Below are 18,382 nucleotides of genomic sequence, written 5' to 3' on the forward strand. Positions count from 1 at the left end.
ATATGATTACAAAATGAAAGGAGAATGTAAATGGATAGATATGTATGCGACCCATGTGGCTATGTATATGACCCAGCAGAAGGAGACCCAGATAATGGAATAGCTCCTGGAACAGCTTGGGAAGATATTCCTGCTGATTGGGTTTGTCCAGTTTGCGGTGCTGATAAGGACCAATTTTCAAAAGAATAATCGGAACGACTGCTTTGCCGTTCCCTACATAAAAACCAGTAGTCCAAAGGATACTGGTTTTTATTCTATGACTGAACTCACAGTGGCTGGACATCTCTTATAGGAATGATTTTTACATCATTCCTAAATTAATCTTTCTTCAAGTTTCTCCCAAACCTTATCCTTATTTATCTTCTTTTCTGATGAATAAGGCATAATAAGATTTGCATCCTTTATCTCTAGTTTATCCTTTATTATCTTTATATGTTTCTGCCAATTTCCCTTTGATATCTTGTCTGCCTTAGTGGCTATAACTATACCAGTATATCCAAAGGATTTGATCCATTGATACATCATTAAGTCTTGTTCTGTTGGCTCATGTCTTATATCTACAATTAATATAACTTCCCTTAAATTTTTTCTATCTACAAGATACTTTTCTATTATATGTCCCCATTTTTCTTTTTCCGATTTAGAAGCTATAGCATATCCATATCCAGGTAAATCTACAAATCTAAAACTATCATTAATAATATAGAAATTAATTGTCCTTGTTTTCCCTGGTTTGCCAGAAGTCCTAGCTAAGTTTGTTCTATTAATCATAGAGTTTATGAAAGATGACTTTCCTACATTAGATCTCCCAGCAAAAGCTATTTCTGGAAGCTCATCTTGGGGATATTGCTTTGGTCCTACTGCAATGGCATGTAAATCTGATTTAATTATTTTCATCATTATCAATCCTTTTAAGTAATGCATGTTCCAATACTTCTTCCATAGACTTCACTGGAACAAAAGTCATTTTCTTTCTTATCTTATCAGGAATTTCTTCTAAATCCCTTTCATTTTCAATAGGCAGTAATACTTTCTTAATTCCCATCCTATTTGCTGCTAATACCTTTTCTTTAACTCCTCCTATTGGTAAGACTCTACCTCTTAATGTTATTTCTCCTGTCATAGCCACTTCTCTCCTAATTGGAGTATTAGACAATGCAGAAATAACGGCTGTGGCCATGGTAATACCTGCAGATGGACCATCCTTTGGTATAGCTCCCTCTGGTACGTGAATATGAATATCCATATTTTTATAAAAATCAGGTTCTATACCTAATATATTAGAATTAGCTCTAATATAACTAATAGCTGCCATAGCAGACTCCTTCATTACTTCTCCTAGTTTACCAGTTAATTGAATTTTGCCTGTTCCATTCATTGTATTAACCTCTATTGAAAGAGTCTCTCCACCTACCGATGTCCAAGCTAAACCATTAGCCACACCAATTTGATTTTCTTCATCTAATGTATCAAATCTATACTTTTCAATTCCTAAATAATTTGATAGATTTCCAGCATTTATTCTCACAGTTTTTAGATTTTTTTCTACTATCTTTTTAGCTGCTTTTCTACATACATTGGCTATATTTCTTTCTAAGCTTCTTACTCCTGCTTCCCTAGTATAATTATTTATTATACTTCTTATGGCTACTTCAGATATTAGTAAATTATCTTTATTTAATCCATGCTCTTTTAATTGCTTTGGCAGCAAATAATTCATGGCTATTTGTAATTTCTCTTCCTCTGTATATCCTGATATCCTAATGACTTCCATTCTATCTAAAAGTGGTGATGGTATTGTTGCAGTTGTATTTGCAGTAGTTACAAATAATACTTTAGATAAATCAAAGGGTATATCTAAATAATGATCAGTAAAAGTAGTATTTTGTTCTGGATCTAATACCTCTAACAACGCACTGGAAGGGTCGCCTTTATAGTCACTACTTAACTTGTCAACCTCATCAAATAAAAATACTGGGTTTTTAGTTCCTGCCTTTTTCATAGAATTAATTATATTTCCTGGCATAGAACCTATATAGGTTCTCCTATGACCTCTTATCTCAGCTTCATCTCGTACTCCTCCCAATGACATTCTAACAAATTTTCTGTTAAGAGATTTAGCAATAGATTTAGCTATTGATGTTTTTCCAACCCCTGGAGGTCCCACTAAACAAATTATAGGTCCTTTCATGCTATTAGTTAATTTTCTTATGGCTATGAACTCTAATATTCTTTCTTTTACATCAATTAGTCCATAGTGATCTTCATTAAGTATATCTCTTGACTTTTTTATATCTATTCTGTCTTTTGTTTCTTTATCCCAAGGCAAATCTATAATCCAATCTAAATAAGTTCTAACAACTCCAATTTCTGGAGAATGAGGTGATAGTTTTAGAAGTCTTTCCACTTCTTTTAATGCCTTTTCTTTTACTTCTTTTGGCATTTTTATCTTTTTTATCTTTTCTTCATACTCTTCCGCCTCTGCCACAACATCATCATCTTGTCCTAGTTCTTTCTGTATTGCCTTTATTTGTTCCTTAAGATAATATTCTTTTTGAACTTTGTTTATTTGTTTCTTCACTCTTTGATTTATTTTATCTTCAATTTTTAATACTTCTATTTCTTCTTGTAATATTATATGAAGTAATTCCAATCTCTCATAAAAATCATATGTTTCAAGTACTTTTTGGTTATCTTCCACTTTTAAATATATATATGATGCTATAACATCTGCTAATCTACCTGGGTCTTCTATATCCATTATTGTAACTAATGCATCAGAAGAAAGCCTATCATTAAAAGAAAGATATTCTTCAAAATCATTTATTACAAGTCTCATAGCTGCTTCTAAATCTATATCCTTTTCTATATCCTCTTCCTCGTATAATAGTTCTTCAACATCTGCTATGAAAAATGGATCTTCTTGAACCATATTAGTTACTCTACCTCTATTTATACCTTCAACTAAAACTCTAATACTTCCACCAGGTAATTTTAACATTTGCTTAACCTTAACAACAGTTCCCATATGATAAAAATCTTCTGTAGTTGGCTCATTCATCTTTGTATCCTTTTGAGTACATAAAAAGATGGATGAATCATCTAACATAGCCTTTTCTAAGGCATTAATAGATTTTTCCCTCCCAACGTCAAAATGAATAACCATATGAGGAAATATTGATATTCCTCTTAAAGGTATTAATGGCAGGGTTCTGTTTTGTGTTTTATACTGGTTCATTCTTCTTTATCCTCCCGCTATTGCACAATTTTATCCCTAAATACAAGTAAAAGCCCACAAATGTGAGCCTTTAAGATGCAGATTCGTTGTTGCTTGTTTTCGTAGACCTACTTTTCTTTTTTCTATCTGATAGTACCAACGTAGGCTCTACCTTGTTTTCTATTGTTTCTTTAGTTATAACACATTTTTCTATATCATCCCTTGAAGGTATCTCATACATAATATCTAACATAGTCTCTTCTATTATGCTTCTAAGTCCTCTTGCCCCAGTCTTTCTTTCAATTGCTTTCTTAGCTATGGCAAGAAGTGCCTCATCTTCAAATTCAAGCTCTACTCCATCTATTGTAAACAACTCTTTATATTGTTTTACAAGAGCATTTTTTGGCTCTGTAAGAATCTTAACTAATGTTTCTTCGTCTAATTCTTCTAAAGTAACTATAACGGGTAACCTTCCCACAAATTCTGGAATTAAACCAAATTTAAGTAGGTCTTCAGGTTGTAATTGAGTCAATAATTCACCTATTTTAGCCTCTTTTTGAGATGATATTTCTGCTCCAAATCCCATAGATTTTTTACCTACACGATTTTGGATTATTTTATCCAATCCATCAAATGCACCACCAACTATAAACAATATATTAGTTGTATCTACTTGAATAAACTCTTGATGTGGATGTTTTCTTCCACCTTGAGGTGGAACATTAGCAACAGTACCTTCTAATATTTTAAGTAATGCCTGCTGCACACCTTCACCACTAACATCTCTTGTAATAGAAGGATTTTCTGTCTTTCTAGCTACTTTATCTATTTCATCTATATAGATTATACCTTTTTCAGCTCTCTCAATATCATAATCTGCTGCTTGAATAAGTTTTAATATTATATTTTCAACATCTTCACCAACATATCCAGCTTCTGTCAAAGAAGTGGCATCTGCTATAGCAAATGGTACATTTAGTATTTTTGCTAAAGTTTGAGCAAGTAATGTTTTACCCGAACCTGTAGGTCCTAGCATAACAATATTACTTTTTTGCAGCTCTATATCATTGTGTTTTGTTGGTTTTTTATTTATTCTTTTGTAATGATTATAAACTGCTACAGCTAAAGCTCTTTTAGCCCTATCTTGTTTTATAACGTAATCATCTAGAGTTTCTTTTATAACAACAGGTTTTGGTAATTCCTGCATATCATAATCAAAATTATCAACAAATTCTTCTTCAACTATTTCTTGACATAACTCTATACATTCATTACATATATAAACATTAGGTCCTGCAATAAGCCTCCTAACTTGTTCCTGTGGCTTTCCACAAAAAGAGCAACGAAGCTGTCTTTCATCATATTTAGCCACGATGACACCTCACTTAATTTATTTTCTTGATATTACTTCATCTATTATACCATATTCCTTAGCTTCTTCAGCTTTCATATAATAGTCTCTATCTGTATCCCTAGATACTTTTTCCAATGGCTGACCAGTTCTCTCAGCCAATATTTTATTTATTCTTTCTCTTATTTCAATTATCTTTTCAGCTTGGATTCTTATATCTTCTGCCTGACCTTTAGCACCACCTAAAGGTTGATGTATCATAATATCAGCATTTGGTAAAGCAAATCTCTTGCCTTTAGCACCTGCTGCCAATAAAAATGCTCCCATACTAGCAGCCATACCCATACATATAGTTGATACATCTGGTTTAATATATTGCATAGTATCAAATATAGCGAAACCTGCACTTACTGATCCACCAGGACTATTTATATAAAGCTGAATATCTTTATCTGGATCTTCTGCTTCAAGAAATAATAATTGAGCTACTATTAAATTTGCAGTTACATCATTAACTTCACTGCCTAAAAATATTATTCTTTCTTTTAATAACCTAGAGTAAATATCATAGGACCTTTCTCCCCTGTTGGTTTGCTCTATAACCATAGGAACTAGAGTCATTTTACACCCCTCCAATAATTAATTGAATTTAGCATTCGCCATTAATAATTCAATAACTTTTTGATTTATAATAGCTATCTCTAAGAAAGATAAATCTCCTTTTTTCATATCCTTTATAAATTTTTCTTTGTCTTCTTGTTTATATGATTCTGCTATTTTTTCTAATTCTTTATCTATGTCTTCATCTGTCACTTCAATATTTTCAGCTTTACCAATAGCTTCAAGAATTATATCACCTATAACTCTCTTTTCAGCCATAGGTCTTAATTGTTCTTTTAAAGACTCTTCTGTTGAATTAGTTATTTGTAAATATTGTTCTAAGTTAAGACCTTGCATTCTCATTCTATAATCAAATTCTCCTAATTCACTTTCTAGTTGAGAATCTATCATAGCCTCTGGTATGTCAACTTTACAGTTTTCTATTACTTTTTCAATTAAGTTATTTTCATTTTCTGCTTTTTCTTTATTTTTAAATTCTTCTTCTAGTTTTTCTCTGATGCTTTTTTTATATTCTTCTATAGTATCAAATTCAGATACATCTTTTGCAAATTCATCATCTATTACTGGTAGCTCTTTTTCTTTTATTTCATGAATTTTTACTTTGAAAGTAGCTTCTTTTCCCTTTAGATCTTCTGCATGATATTCTTCTGGGAATGTTACAACCACATCTACCTCTTCATCTTTATTTTTACCCACTAATTGTTCTTCAAAACCTGGAATAAATCTCCCTGAGCCTATTTCTAATGTTTGACCTTCTGCTGTTCCACCATCAAACTGTGCACCATCAACATATCCAGCATAATCAATTGTCAAAACATCACCAGTTTTAACTGCTCTATCTCCAGCATCAATTATTCTCGCATTCATTTCTTGAATTGATTTTAGTTCATCTTCTACATGCTCATCTGTAACATTATACTCTACTTTTTCAATTTCTATACCTTTGTAATCTCCAAGATCTACCTCTGGTTTTACTACTACTTCTATTTTAAATAAAACAGGTTTTCCCTTTCCAATTTCTTCAACGTCTACTGTTGGTTGATCAACTGGCTCAAGTTCTAATTCTTCAACTGCATTATCATAAGCAGTTGGTAAAAGTGAATTTATAGCTTCTTCATAGAAGATTCCTTCTCCATAATTCATTTCAATAATCTTTCTTGGAACCTTCCCTTTTCTAAATCCTGGAATATTAAATCTACCTCTATTTTTTAAATATGCTTTTTGTACTTCTTTTTCAAAATCAATCTCAGATATTTCAATTGTAAAATCTACTTTATTATTTTCTTTTTTTCCTAATACTACCTTCATCTACAACTTCCTCCTTAACCATATATTTATCCACTTTAAACTAACCTATTATATCATAAAATTATAACATAACAAATAGCAATATCCAACACAATATATTAAAAAACATAGTAAAAAAACCAATGGTACAAATCCACTGGTTTAAACATGGTGCGGGAAAGAGGACTTGAACCCCCACGTCAATGACACTAGATCCTAAGTCTAGCGCGTCTGCCAGTTCCGCCACTCCCGCATGAATAAAGTAATTTTTACTTACCCTATTATTATAACATGCAATTTGTACTTGTCAATATATTTCATATTGGAAATTTTTTATTCTTTTTAAAAAACTAAAATGATTCCTCCATCATTGGCATATGCAGTGCTTAGTCCTGCAGTTTTGACTAAAATAACATCTTTAAAATTATACATACTTTGGATTTCCTTTTTTAATTCTTCAACCTTTTCAAATGCATTAACATGAGAAATAGCCAGTATCTTTTCCTCAAACTTCTCTCCAGTCTCTCCAATGATTTCTACTAACCTTTTAAAGGCTTTTTTTGTACCTCTTACATTTTCAACAAGCCTTATACTACCTTCTCCATCATCTCCCATAATAGGCTTTAAATTTAACACATTAGCAATTATACCCTTTGTTTTTGATATTCTACCATTTTTTATTAGATTATCCAAACTCTCTAAAAGAAAGTATGTTTTCATTTCATTAATATACTTCTCTACTTTCTCAACAATCTCCAAATTACTAAATTTATTTTCTACTAATTCTTGTATTTTTAATGCTACTAAAGTTTCACCTATGCTAGCAGATTTTGAATCAAAAACATGAACAAATTTTTCAGGATATTCTTCATTAATCATTTTCTTTGCCAACACTGCTGAATTATATGTTCCACTTAACTTTTCTGATATCGTAACAGCAAAGATATTGTCAGCTTTTTTATATTCCATAACAAAATCTCCTGGTGAAGGACACGAAGTTCTAACTGGATTAGGACTATTTTTCATTGAATTTATCAATTCCATTGTATCCATTTCATTATTATCAATAAACTTTCTATAATCTACATCTATTTTAAAAGGAACGAGACTAATATTAAGCCTTTCTTTTAATTCTTCATTTAAATCACAGCTACTATCTGCCACGATTTTATAATCCATCTCATCACCCCATAATATATTTTAACTTAGCAGTCGATTCCTATTCTCTCTTCTATAAATTTTGCTAATTCAGATGCAATTTTAAGTAATCCTATGTCTTCTTTTGCTTCAATCATAACTCTAACTAGAGGTTCTGTACCAGAAGGTCTTATAACGACTCTGCCTTGTCCACGGAAAATATCTTCAACTCTTTTTATTTCCATTTTTATTTCTTCATTTTCATTATATTTATGCTTTAATTCATTTTTAACCTTTGCATTAACAAGAACTTGTGGAAAATCAGTCATTAACTTATTAAGTTCAGACATAGTCTTTTTAGATGACTTCATTACCTCAAGTAAATGAAGCCCTGTAGCTAAGCCATCTCCTGTAGTATTATAATCTAAAAATATTATATGACCTGATTGCTCTCCTCCAAGGACATAATCTGATTTTACCATTTCTTCTAATATATATCTATCACCAACAGTAGTTTTTACTATATTTATTCCTTTTTCTTTTAAAAACATATCTAAACCCATATTGGTCATAATTGTACCTACTACAGTATTGTTATTTAACTTTCCTTGTTTATGAAGGTAAGAACCGCAAATAGCCAATATATGGTCCCCATCTATTATGTTTCCCAACTCGTCAACAGCTATTATCCTATCTCCATCCCCATCAAAGGATATACCAATACTTGCCTTTTCTTTCAAAACTAATTCTTGAATCATACTCGGATTAGTTGAACCGCAATTATCATTTATATTCATTCCTGTTGGCTCTGTGTTTATAACTATCACTTCTCCTCCAAGTCTTCTTATAGTCTCTGGAGCAATTTTATATAAAGCTCCATGACCACAGTCCATTGCAATTTTTATTCCAGTTAAATCTATATTAGCAGTAGCAATTAAATAATTTATATAATCCTCACTACCATTTTCTTCTATAATTACTTTACCTATTTTATTTCCTATAGGTCTAATAGCCAATTCTTTATTATTTAATATGATATCTTCTATTTTTTCTTCAACTTCATCAGGTAATTTAAATCCTTCGTTATTGAAAAATTTTATTCCATTATACTCTCCAGGATTATGAGATGCAGATATAACTACACCTGCTAATGCTTCATATTTACGAGTCAAATACGCAACTGCTGGAGTTGGTATAATACCTACTGATATTACATCTATTCCCATGGAACAAATGCCTGCTGTCATTGCAGCTTCTAGCATATCTCCAGAAGCCCTTGTATCCTTTCCCACTACTATTTTTCCATGATTTTCTTTTGCCAATATATATGCTCCTGCCCTTCCCACTTGAAAAGCTAGTTCTGGAGTTAAATCCTTATTTGCAATTCCTCTAATACCATCTGTACCGAATAATCTTCCCACTTTATCAAACACTCCTTTTATACAATTAGCGATTATGTTTCATAATTAGCAATTTAAGATATTAAACTTAATTTTCACTTCCTCACTTACTATTAAATACTAGAATATAAGTAGGTAATTTTTTGTCTCTCAAACTAAGGATATTTTATTAACCAAAACTATCTATTTTAAATTGTTCTTTTACTATATCAATTAATTGTTCTCTTTCATTTAATTCTGGATTTTCCAATACCTTTTCAAATAAATAATTAAGAATTCCCCCTATTATTTTCCCTTCTTTATATCCTAATTTTATCACATCAGAACCATTAATGGCTAATTGATTTTTTTCATATACTTCTTTATTTCTTATAATATCCTTTATTTTTTTCTCCCTTTCCAACAAATCTTTTATATCAGCTTCTTTGTTTGAACAAGATCTGTCAGCTTTTTGTAGCTCTAATAAAGTAAATATATCATCTTCACCAAAATTAGATAATAATCTTTTTAATCCTTTTTCTTTTAGGTCTGAATGTTGTGTCATATGTTTATCTATTAACATTACAACCTTATCAATTATATCATTAGATGCTTTCCATCTTTTAAGTATTTCCTTAGCCATTTTAGCACCTGATTTTTCATGCCCATAAAAATGTCCTACTCCATTTTCATCTATTATTAGAGTAGAAGGCTTTCCTATATCGTGAAATAATGCTCCAAGTCTAAGGTGTAAAATAGGCGATGTTTTATCTAATACACACATTATATGTTCAAATACATCCTTATCATGATGTGGATTATGTTGATTAAAGCCTATTGTCTTCATTAATTCAGGCAAAATTATATTAAGTATTTTTATATCCTTCATCATTCTAATTCCATAGGAAGGTCTTTCTGATAATATTGTTTTAAAAAATTCTTCCCTAATTCTTTCTATGCTAATTTCTGATATATGTTCACTATATAATTTGCAAGCATTGAAAGTTTCTTTATCAATAGAAAATTGTAATTGTGTTGCAAATCTTATGGCTCTCATTATTCTTAGATAATCTTCCTTAAATCTGTCTTGTGGTTTGCCTACAGCCTTAATTATCTTTCTATCTAAATCTTTTATTCCATTAAAATGATCTACTATTCCTATATTTTTATTATATGCCATAGCGTTTATTGTGAAATCTCTACGGGATAAATCATCAAAGATATTTTTTGAAAAATACACCTTTTCTGGTCTTCTTCCATCTATATATTCTCCATCTGTTCTAAATGTAGTTACCTCTACAATACCTTCATCTTGAACTATGACAATAGTGCCAAATTTCTTTCCTACTTCTAATGTTATAAAATCACTAAATATATTTTCTATTTCCTCCGGTAAGGCATCTGTAGTTATATCAAAATCAGATGGTTCTCTTCCAATTAATAAATCCCTAACTGATCCGCCTACTATATAGGCACTGAAACCTTCTTCTTCAAGTCTATCTATAATCAGCTCTACATATCTTGGAATATTAAATACCATATCATCACTCCATATATTATCTTATTTTAGTATAACATAGTATCTGTGACAGACAAGTTTTTTTATACAAATAAAGGCTTTGGATAATTTTTTCAAAGCCTTTATTTTTGGTTTATTTAAATTAAATTATATTCCATGCATTGATATATCGACATAAAATCTAAAGAAGATGATTTATGCTAAATAAAAACCATCTGCTCGGTATAGATTAATTTTTAACTATCTTTGACAATAAGGTATATTTTTATAAATTTAGAAACCTTTATAAACTAAGAAATGAGAATCTTAATAATCTTATATCTTAGAATTTGTTAAAGTTATCTCAAAGCTAAAAGGAGTGAGTTCTATTCAATATAGAACTCACTCCTTAGTCAATAGCTTAATTTAATACGTCCAACTTTTCGGGGTCATATCAGTTTTTTGGCTTCTTTTTATCCATGTATTAAATGCAGTAGAAAAACAATTCATATCTCCACATATGACACTAAAATCAGTGGTATCTAAATATTTAACCGATAACGTAAAATTCCGACGTAACAAAATCATTGTAGCTAAATTTAATAAAAAAACTGTCGAAAACGAAAGACTATTATTAAAAAAATTTGTTTCTTCTCTTATAAACGCATATAAAAAAACAAGTGCAGAAATTATGGCTAGAATAATATCAACAGTATAATGGGGAATATATTTTTCTGAGTAATTTCTATACTCATTTATGAAAGTACTTAATTCTTTAATCATTGAATCTTGGGTTCCATTATAAATTATCTCGAAATCTCCTTTTCAAAAATAATTGGCCCCATATCATTTGTTTCCTTATTAAATATAATCTTCATAGACTTAACTTCTTCATCATTTATATATTTATTGGTATTTTCATTCTCCGTAATCATCTCGAATAATCCATTACTTATCTTTTCAATTTCTTGATTATGTATATCATCAACTGTATATATATCGAATTCTATAATCAATATATTGCTATCAGTACCAAATCTTTTTAATTCATAGTTTTCCTTGTACTCTCTTATATAATCAAATATCTCTTCTAATATTAATTTTTCTCCTTCAGATTCTTCATTTCTTAAAGTTATCATTGTTTGAGAATCCCTTGAATTGTTTATATTTGAACTATATTTTAATTTATTTTTCGTATCTGTATATGATATTTCCAATCTTCCAACTTTTGAATATTCAATGGAACTTTCCTTATGTAATATATCTAATAAATTCTCATTGGTATTTTTCGTCAGTTCATTAAAAGCCTTATCTTTTTCTATTATAGTCATATCTTTTTTCAAATCAGTAGAAAACTTATCTAAATCCACCTCTATATCCAGTAGTATTTTTATATTATTAAACTTTTTTACTTCGTTAGTATTATCTATGGCTAATTTATCCTCTACAAATTCTAGATTAGAAACAGTATAATAATCATACTCATGTAAAAAATCATTAATTATACTTGAAAGACTTGTTTCTACATCATTATAACCAATGTTTCTTACTCTATTGATATCTTCCTTAGATATATTACTAGGACCACATGACGTTACTAATACAAGTAAAATTATTCCCATGATATAATAATTTATTTTTTTCATAGTTAAGCTTAACCTCCTTTTAGGAATATGAGTAAGAGGCAATTAATTACCTCTTACTCATAACACCTATATTAATATTGTATATAGAATAATCAAAGTCAATAAGTACTCAATAACCTTAATCAATAACACGAAGGGAAACTTTTCCATTTCCATGTAAGTTATACATATGTGTTATATAATGATCCCCTGACCATTCTACGAAGTCCACCTGATAAATTAGTCTTACATTGTCATCAGCCATCCAAGCTGAATCAGAATGTGGATGTGCTGTAATTGATTTTCTTGCTTTACCATGCTTGAAAGTTACTGTTCCATAGTCAAGAACTTCAAGTCTTTCATTTACTAACCATTTAGCCTCTGTAGTCATCCACCCTATATAATCGTATAATCCATTATATAGAGTACTATGCTCCTCTCCTGTATATAACCATTCTCTTGTTGATCTACTTTCTTTTTCTTTTTTTATACCTTCATACTCCCTAGGTTCAACATTTTCTTCTATCCAGTCTGCGTATTCATTTAAACTCATATTCTTAGGATTTATTCGCTGCGTTTCTGCAAATACTGCACCAGATGTAACTAATATTGCAATAATTAATAGTGTACATATTCTTTTTCTCATTATAAAACCTCTATAATTTAATTATATACTTATATTCTCGTATTTTTCAACTTATTTGTGGTTAAAATCCTTATATTAGGTCCCCTTTTAATATGATAAAAAGTGTAATGCAGCTCTTTCAAAATCTTTATAACTTTTAATGTGTTAGCTTAATCTAGAAATCTTAATAATTCTATTTGACAAATAAAATTTTCATATTGACTCTAAGCCTAAAAATGTGTTTTTTCTCATCTTTATACTGAATAAAAACACCCCTATATTCTTTAGTAAATTAATTACTTGTAGTAGAAGAATAGAGATTTCTAGTATTAGTATTAAGTCTTATGCTTTGTACGGTTTTATTGATAATATGTCTAGAAAGAAATACTCTTGATAGGAAAACGCCAACATGATAAATTACTAATATTTCATCTCACCAATTACTAAATTCCTAATTTCAACACTAGCTCCACTATATGCTTTTACCTCTGCCTAAACCCTGTAAGTGTATCCCTTAGATACCGTAATTATTTCATACAATAATGTGCTATGGGAATTGACACTTTCTATGAATGAACTTCACCAATTAATGTCATTTGTGAGTTAGCATACTCATTAGTATCACCTCCTATTTATATATGGCTTTGCTTATAATTAAATAATATATTTAATCTTTGTTAATGATTTTCCCTAGAATCAACATCAAACTTACTATAAAAATTGATACAGCTATAATTAATGCTATTTCTTTAAAATTCAATACTAATAAGGCTATAGTAATTATTATCTCTATAATAAGAATGATACTTGTCCTTTTTTTATATATAGCCCTTTCCTCTTTATCTAAAGGCTTATTGCGATCTTCTACAGGTGCTAAAAACCAGATTATAATTCCACCTACTTCTGTTAAGCCTAAGATTACCACATCTGTCTCTGGAATAATTTTTATCCCTAATAATACTACTAGAATTAGAACTATAGAAAACAAATAACATCTAACTTCACTTTTAGCATGGTATCCTCCTCCATAGGTTCTAAGTGGAGTATATACTATCATAAATAAAATGCTTTCCCATACTGCTCTAAACATAAATCCTATTAGGATTGTTGTTGTGATGTTTAGTAATATTAGAAGTCCTTGATGTAATCCATAGGCATAAATCTGTCTATCCTCATCTTTTATTAGCTCATTAACAATAAAGTAGTTTGTTATCTTCTCAATCATATTATTAGCCATTAATTTTTACGAAGTTTTTCTGCACCTTTTGGTAATTCAGGCTGATAAGCAAGATACATACATGTTGTATTTACATTCATGGATGTTACCATCAATGCTAAACTTGCAAGAACTCCACTAAACCTTAAAATAACTTTCTTCAACCGAATCATCTCCTTTGTTATTTTTTGTATATTCATTGTACAATAAGAAATAATAGATCTTTGGGAATTTGTTGAAACTTATATATATTTTTGTTGAAACTTACAATTTTTGTATATTTATTACTAAAATATTAAAGGACTTTGATTTCTCAAAACCCTAATTGTCTAATCTATTAGACTCCATACATTAATATATCAACATGAAATCTTTTTTCAGTATGATATACTTTCATATTACCATCATATTTCTTTAAAATCTTTTCTATATTATTTAATCCTATACCATGATTTTCTTTGTCCTTTTTAGTTGTTTTTATTTTATCTCCATCATGGATAATAGAACCATCAAAAGAATTATTAATATAAATAAATAGTATGTCATTTTTATACTTAATTCTAATATCAATAATTTTATTACTTTCAACTTTGGAACTAGCTTCTATTGCATTGTCTAACAAATTCCCTAAAATCACTACTATATCTAATGGCAAAATATTTAATTTAGATGGGATTTTTAGTTCTAGTGTTACTGAAATTCCCTTTGATTCTGCTTCCTGTAATTTATAATTTAAAATGCTATCTATCTCTATATTACCTGTTCTGGATAATTGTTCCTTTTCATAGAGGCTATCATTTATTTGCAGAATATAATCAATGGATTTTTCTCTTCCTCCATTTTCTATATATCCTTTTAAAGCAAGTAAATAATTCTTCATATCATGACGTAAAGATTTTATATTTTCATAAGAACTATTTATAATTTCGAGTTGTCTTTGATAATATTTATTTTGTTCTTCTAATGCTAATTTCTCCATTTTATCTTTAAATGCCTTACTTAAAGTATCATATAAGTAGAAAACAATTATATTTATTAAAAATAATATAATGATGCAACCTACAGTTTTATATATATTTAAGTTGAAATTTTGTAAAAGAGTCAAGATGATACATAAGCTCCCTAATGGTATTAAAAATATAGATAATCAATAGATATTTGGAATATCTATTCCTTTCTTTATATTTCTATATCCTCTCATTATTAATGCAATCATGTATGAAATTATATTTATAGCAATCATTCCGATAATTGAAGAATATAGTGGATTACTGCTAAGACCATTAGTATAAACAAATCCCGATAATAAAACGATTATACTCTCTATAGGCATTAAAATCATATATATAGTCATAATGGATATAATTCTATTTTTTATAGATGATTTATAATTAAATGTTAAAGCAAAATATAAGCATATATTACTTATCAATGTGACTATGGGAATATTAATAGCTAAATATATAAAACTAATGACAACGAAATAAAGTATATAAGAAAAAAATTCTGTTTTTTTATTTGTATCGCTGGTATCAAAAAATACATCCATAAATTTGTATGTAGTATAAGTTCTAAAAATACTGGTTATTAAATAAACATAATCATAAATATTTAAATTCATATTCTACCCCTTTCCAATTCTAATTGTAGTTCTCTTATTTTCTTTCTATTTGCTTGACTAATGGGTAGAACTACATTATTTGACATAGTAACCTGATGATATTCAAGTTTAACAATATAATTATAGTTTACTAAATAGGATTTGTGAATCTGGATAAATTTAAATTTATTTAAATATTCATATATATCTTTTAATCTTCCATAAAATACTTCTGATCCATTTACAGTATGTATTATAACTTTCCTATTTCTACTTTCAAAATACATAATGTCTTTTATTAGCAAATTGTATGTTGTATGCCCAATTTTATACCGAAAAACCTTTTCATCTTTTTGTATAATCCTCAAAGCAGTATCAAGAGCTTTTTGTATTTTATCATAATTAAAAGGTTTTATAATAAAATCTAAAGGTCTTACCTTAAAAAGCTCCATTGCATAAGTCTCTTTCCCCGAAATATATAATTTGAGTAGTTTCGTTTAACATCTTATCTCTAATTACTTGTCCTACCTCCACGCCATTCATTTCCTTTAGTTCAATATCAAGAAAAATAATATCATAATAATTGTCTTTAGATAAATATGAACATAATTCTTCCCCAGAATAAAAAATATCTATTTGTAGTTTCTTTGAAAACCCCTTCTCAAGCATATCTAAAATTTCTTCTAATTGATTACATATTGAACTTTCATCATCGCATATGGCTATTCTTAGCACCGAGTATCACCTTCTATAAAATTATATATTAGATTACTTTAATCTCTATTTTACTCTAATTATATTTCCTATTAAGTTTTACTCCTATAAACTTTTATCTAGATTTTCCTTTATTTCACTAAGAGAATTTTCTATATTATTTATTTTTATTGCTAATTTAACAAAAATAATGATTGTATGTTATAAATACTAAAGCTATAATTGCCATTACAACTTAGCCTATAATTAATAATAATTTAAGTAGTGCTCTAAATATATGCATATTCCATACCCTATGTTGTTTTTCTATCTCTATATTATCATATAAATATTTTTTTGTCTTAGAACTTGCTAAGGTTATCCCAAAGATAAAAGGACTTTGATTTCTCAAAGTCCTTTTAGTTTAATATATAAATTTTTTAAATAATACCGTTGCATTATGTCCACCAAACCCTAATGAATTTGATAGAGCATAGTTTATGTCTCTTTTTACTGCTTTATTTGGCGTATAATTTAAATCACATTCTTCATCTGGATATTCGTAGTTTATTGTTGGTGGGATTATCCCTTCCTTTATTGCCATTATTGATGCTATAGCCTCTATTCCACCAGCAGCTCCTAATAAATGACCTGTCATTGATTTGGTTGAACTAATATTTAAAGTTTTTGCATGTTCTTTGAATACATTTTTTATTGCTAGGGTTTCTAGTTTATCATTAAAATATGTGGATGTACCATGGGCATTTATATATTCTACATCATGGTAATCAACTTCTCCTTCTTCTAATGCCATTTCCATAGCTCTTGATGCTCCCTTCGCCTCTGGATCTGGCTGGGTTATATGAAATGCATCTGAAGTAGAACCATATCCTATAATTTCACCATATATATTTGTCCCTCTAGCTAATGCATGATTTAACTCTTCTAAAATCAATATACCTGCTCCTTCTCCCATTATAAATCCATCTCTCTCCTTATCAAAAGGACGTGATGCCTTTGCAGGGTCATCATTTCTAGTTGAAAGGGCTTTCATTGAACAAAAACCTGCTACTGAAATAGGTGTTATAGATGCATCTGCTCCACCTGCTACTATCATATCCACATTACCTGTTCTTATCATTCTAAAGGCTTCCCCTATTGCATTGGTACTTGATGCACAGGCTGTGGTTACTGTCATTGTCGGACCTCTAAATCCAAATGTCATGGATACTTGTCCAGGTGCCATATTAGATATCATCATAGGTATAAACAAAGGACTAACTCTATTTGGTCCTCTATCTTTTAGTTTTGTAAACTCTGTATCCATAGTTTCCATACCACCAATACCTACTCCAATTATTACACCAACTCTATCTAAGTTTAGTTCTTCTAAGTCTACTTTTCCATCTTCTAATGCCAGCTTTGCACCTGCTACTGCATATTGGGTAAATCTATCCATCCTTCTTGCTTCCTTCTTATCTATATAATCAAATGGATTAAAGTCTTTAACCTCTGCACCTATTTTTGCATCAAAATCTGTGGTATCAAATCTGGTTATAAGTTCAACTCCTGATTTCCCTTGTATTAGAGAGTTCCAAAAATTTTCTTTTCCTATGCCTATAGGTGTTATAGCACCTAATCCTGTTATTACGACTCTTTTCAATTTTTTTACCTCCAATATTTAAGGTATTACTCAATTTTTCCTTCTACGTATTTTACTATATCTCCAATGTTTTTAAACTTTTCTGCATCTTCATCAGGTACAGTAATTCCAAATTCATCTTCTAATGCCATCATAATCTCTACTGCATCTAGAGAATCTGCCTCTAAATCTTTCATAATTGAGGTTTCCAATGTTATACTTTCTGGATCATCCACTCCTAATTGCTCTGCTATTATATTTACAACTTTTTCAAATATCATTTTCATATTCCTCCTTATATTTTAATTCATAGTTCAACATTACTATTCAGTTTCGAAACTCAAATTCATTTACTCGCTACGCTCGTATGAATTTGGTTCTCATTGCGTTTGACCTACATCAACTCACTACGTTCGTTGTGTTAGGTCATTTCCCACAGTTTCGAAACTCAAATTCATTTACTCGCTACGCTCGTATGAATTTGGTTCTCA

At 29.5% G+C, this 18,382-nt stretch carries 19 protein-coding genes and 1 tRNA gene; 1 reads left to right on the forward strand and 19 read right to left on the reverse strand.

All coding sequences use genetic code 11. The features are described 5' to 3' along the window. Positions 1 to 30 precede the first annotated feature (30 nt). Positions 31 to 189: a rubredoxin gene (gene rd / locus ABWP20_RS01135; protein ID WP_353092887.1), complete on the forward strand. Its 159-nt coding sequence runs from the start codon at positions 31 to 33 to the stop codon at positions 187 to 189. Positions 190 to 312: 123 nt separating this feature from the next. Here rd and yihA read toward each other — a convergent pair whose 3' ends face one another. The 19 genes from yihA to acpP all read right to left on the reverse strand — a co-directional run bounded on the left by yihA (position 313) and on the right by acpP (position 18,172). After that, positions 313 to 897 carry a ribosome biogenesis GTP-binding protein YihA/YsxC gene (gene yihA / locus ABWP20_RS01140; protein ID WP_353092889.1) on the reverse strand — a complete coding sequence of 195 codons (585 nt, stop codon included), beginning with the start codon at positions 895 to 897 and terminating at the stop codon, positions 313 to 315. Beyond that, complete coding sequence (lon, locus tag ABWP20_RS01145; protein ID WP_353092891.1) at positions 884 to 3,238, reverse strand: endopeptidase La; 2,355 nt, start codon at positions 3,236 to 3,238, stop codon at positions 884 to 886. Before lon ends, yihA begins: the two co-directional genes overlap by 14 nt. Positions 3,239 to 3,308: 70 nt before the next feature. Then, positions 3,309 to 4,589 (reverse strand): ATP-dependent Clp protease ATP-binding subunit ClpX, encoded by a 1,281-nt coding sequence (gene clpX, locus ABWP20_RS01150; RefSeq protein WP_353092893.1) that lies wholly within the window; start codon positions 4,587 to 4,589, stop codon positions 3,309 to 3,311. An 18-nt stretch (positions 4,590 to 4,607) separates the two neighbouring features. After that, positions 4,608 to 5,189: an ATP-dependent Clp endopeptidase proteolytic subunit ClpP gene (gene clpP / locus ABWP20_RS01155; protein WP_353092895.1), complete on the reverse strand. Its 582-nt coding sequence runs from the start codon at positions 5,187 to 5,189 to the stop codon at positions 4,608 to 4,610. Between the two features lie 18 nt (positions 5,190 to 5,207). Next, the gene (gene tig, locus ABWP20_RS01160) at positions 5,208 to 6,497 is read right to left on the reverse strand and encodes a trigger factor (protein WP_353092897.1); all 1,290 of its coding nucleotides are present in this window, start codon (positions 6,495 to 6,497) and stop codon (positions 5,208 to 5,210) included. Positions 6,498 to 6,645: 148 nt separating this feature from the next. Continuing rightward, a tRNA-Leu gene (locus ABWP20_RS01165) sits at positions 6,646 to 6,729 on the reverse strand. Positions 6,730 to 6,818: 89 nt separating this feature from the next. Then, a complete protein-coding gene (locus ABWP20_RS01170) occupies positions 6,819 to 7,655 on the reverse strand; it encodes a DegV family protein (RefSeq protein ID WP_353092899.1) in 837 nt (278 codons plus the stop codon). Positions 7,656 to 7,681: 26 nt separating this feature from the next. Continuing rightward, positions 7,682 to 9,034, reverse strand: coding sequence for a phosphoglucosamine mutase (gene glmM / locus ABWP20_RS01175; RefSeq protein ID WP_353092901.1), 1,353 nt, complete (start codon positions 9,032 to 9,034; stop codon positions 7,682 to 7,684). A 148-nt stretch (positions 9,035 to 9,182) separates the two neighbouring features. Continuing rightward, complete coding sequence (locus ABWP20_RS01180) at positions 9,183 to 10,532, reverse strand: CCA tRNA nucleotidyltransferase (protein WP_353092903.1); 1,350 nt, start codon at positions 10,530 to 10,532, stop codon at positions 9,183 to 9,185. Positions 10,533 to 11,296: 764 nt separating this feature from the next. Beyond that, complete coding sequence (locus ABWP20_RS01185; RefSeq protein WP_353092905.1) at positions 11,297 to 12,136, reverse strand: hypothetical protein; 840 nt, start codon at positions 12,134 to 12,136, stop codon at positions 11,297 to 11,299. Between the two features lie 118 nt (positions 12,137 to 12,254). Next, on the reverse strand, positions 12,255 to 12,761 hold the full coding sequence (locus ABWP20_RS01190) for a hypothetical protein (RefSeq protein ID WP_353092907.1): 507 nt from the start codon (positions 12,759 to 12,761) through the stop codon (positions 12,255 to 12,257). Between the two features lie 646 nt (positions 12,762 to 13,407). Then, entirely contained in the window at positions 13,408 to 13,965 is a 558-nt protein-coding gene (locus tag ABWP20_RS01195; RefSeq protein ID WP_353092909.1) for an accessory gene regulator ArgB-like protein, read from the reverse strand. Between the two features lie 11 nt (positions 13,966 to 13,976). After that, on the reverse strand, positions 13,977 to 14,120 hold the full coding sequence (locus tag ABWP20_RS01200) for a cyclic lactone autoinducer peptide (protein WP_308878120.1): 144 nt from the start codon (positions 14,118 to 14,120) through the stop codon (positions 13,977 to 13,979). A gap of 173 nt (positions 14,121 to 14,293) precedes the next feature. Beyond that, entirely contained in the window at positions 14,294 to 15,061 is a 768-nt protein-coding gene (locus ABWP20_RS01205) for a sensor histidine kinase (protein ID WP_353092911.1), read from the reverse strand. Positions 15,062 to 15,103: 42 nt separating this feature from the next. Next, positions 15,104 to 15,577, reverse strand: coding sequence for a hypothetical protein (locus ABWP20_RS01210; protein ID WP_353092913.1), 474 nt, complete (start codon positions 15,575 to 15,577; stop codon positions 15,104 to 15,106). Further along, entirely contained in the window at positions 15,574 to 16,008 is a 435-nt protein-coding gene (locus ABWP20_RS01215; RefSeq protein ID WP_353092915.1) for a LytR/AlgR family response regulator transcription factor, read from the reverse strand. Before ABWP20_RS01215 ends, ABWP20_RS01210 begins: the two co-directional genes overlap by 4 nt. Continuing rightward, the gene (locus ABWP20_RS01220) at positions 15,995 to 16,291 is read right to left on the reverse strand and encodes a response regulator (RefSeq protein ID WP_353092917.1); all 297 of its coding nucleotides are present in this window, start codon (positions 16,289 to 16,291) and stop codon (positions 15,995 to 15,997) included. Before ABWP20_RS01220 ends, ABWP20_RS01215 begins: the two co-directional genes overlap by 14 nt. Before the next feature lie 382 nt (positions 16,292 to 16,673). Further along, a complete protein-coding gene (gene fabF / locus ABWP20_RS01225) occupies positions 16,674 to 17,912 on the reverse strand; it encodes a beta-ketoacyl-ACP synthase II (RefSeq protein WP_353092919.1) in 1,239 nt (412 codons plus the stop codon). Between the two features lie 26 nt (positions 17,913 to 17,938). After that, positions 17,939 to 18,172 (reverse strand): acyl carrier protein, encoded by a 234-nt coding sequence (acpP, locus tag ABWP20_RS01230; protein WP_353092921.1) that lies wholly within the window; start codon positions 18,170 to 18,172, stop codon positions 17,939 to 17,941. Positions 18,173 to 18,382 lie beyond the last annotated feature (210 nt).

The sequence above is a fragment of the Tissierella praeacuta genome (assembly GCF_040396155.1).
GTDB classification, from domain to species: Bacteria; Bacillota; Clostridia; order Tissierellales; family Tissierellaceae; genus Tissierella; species Tissierella praeacuta_A.

Coding starts and splice junctions, on each gene's coding strand:
- tig (WP_353092897.1), bottom strand. CDS start 6,497: ATGAAGGTAGTATTAGGAAAAAAAGAAAATAATAAAGTAGATTTTACA.
- ABWP20_RS01180 (WP_353092903.1), bottom strand. CDS start 10,532: ATGGTATTTAATATTCCAAGATATGTAGAGCTGATTATAGATAGACTT.
- ABWP20_RS01190 (WP_353092907.1), bottom strand. CDS start 12,761: ATGAGAAAAAGAATATGTACACTATTAATTATTGCAATATTAGTTACA.
- ABWP20_RS01215 (WP_353092915.1), bottom strand. CDS start 16,008: ATGGAGCTTTTTAAGGTAAGACCTTTAGATTTTATTATAAAACCTTTT.
- lon (WP_353092891.1), bottom strand. CDS start 3,238: ATGAACCAGTATAAAACACAAAACAGAACCCTGCCATTAATACCTTTA.
- yihA (WP_353092889.1), bottom strand. CDS start 897: ATGAAAATAATTAAATCAGATTTACATGCCATTGCAGTAGGACCAAAG.
- rd (WP_353092887.1), top strand. CDS start 31: ATGGATAGATATGTATGCGACCCATGTGGCTATGTATATGACCCAGCA.
- ABWP20_RS01195 (WP_353092909.1), bottom strand. CDS start 13,965: ATGATTGAGAAGATAACAAACTACTTTATTGTTAATGAGCTAATAAAA.
- ABWP20_RS01170 (WP_353092899.1), bottom strand. CDS start 7,655: ATGGATTATAAAATCGTGGCAGATAGTAGCTGTGATTTAAATGAAGAA.
- clpP (WP_353092895.1), bottom strand. CDS start 5,189: ATGACTCTAGTTCCTATGGTTATAGAGCAAACCAACAGGGGAGAAAGG.
- ABWP20_RS01210 (WP_353092913.1), bottom strand. CDS start 15,577: ATGAATTTAAATATTTATGATTATGTTTATTTAATAACCAGTATTTTT.
- acpP (WP_353092921.1), bottom strand. CDS start 18,172: ATGATATTTGAAAAAGTTGTAAATATAATAGCAGAGCAATTAGGAGTG.
- ABWP20_RS01185 (WP_353092905.1), bottom strand. CDS start 12,136: ATGAAAAAAATAAATTATTATATCATGGGAATAATTTTACTTGTATTA.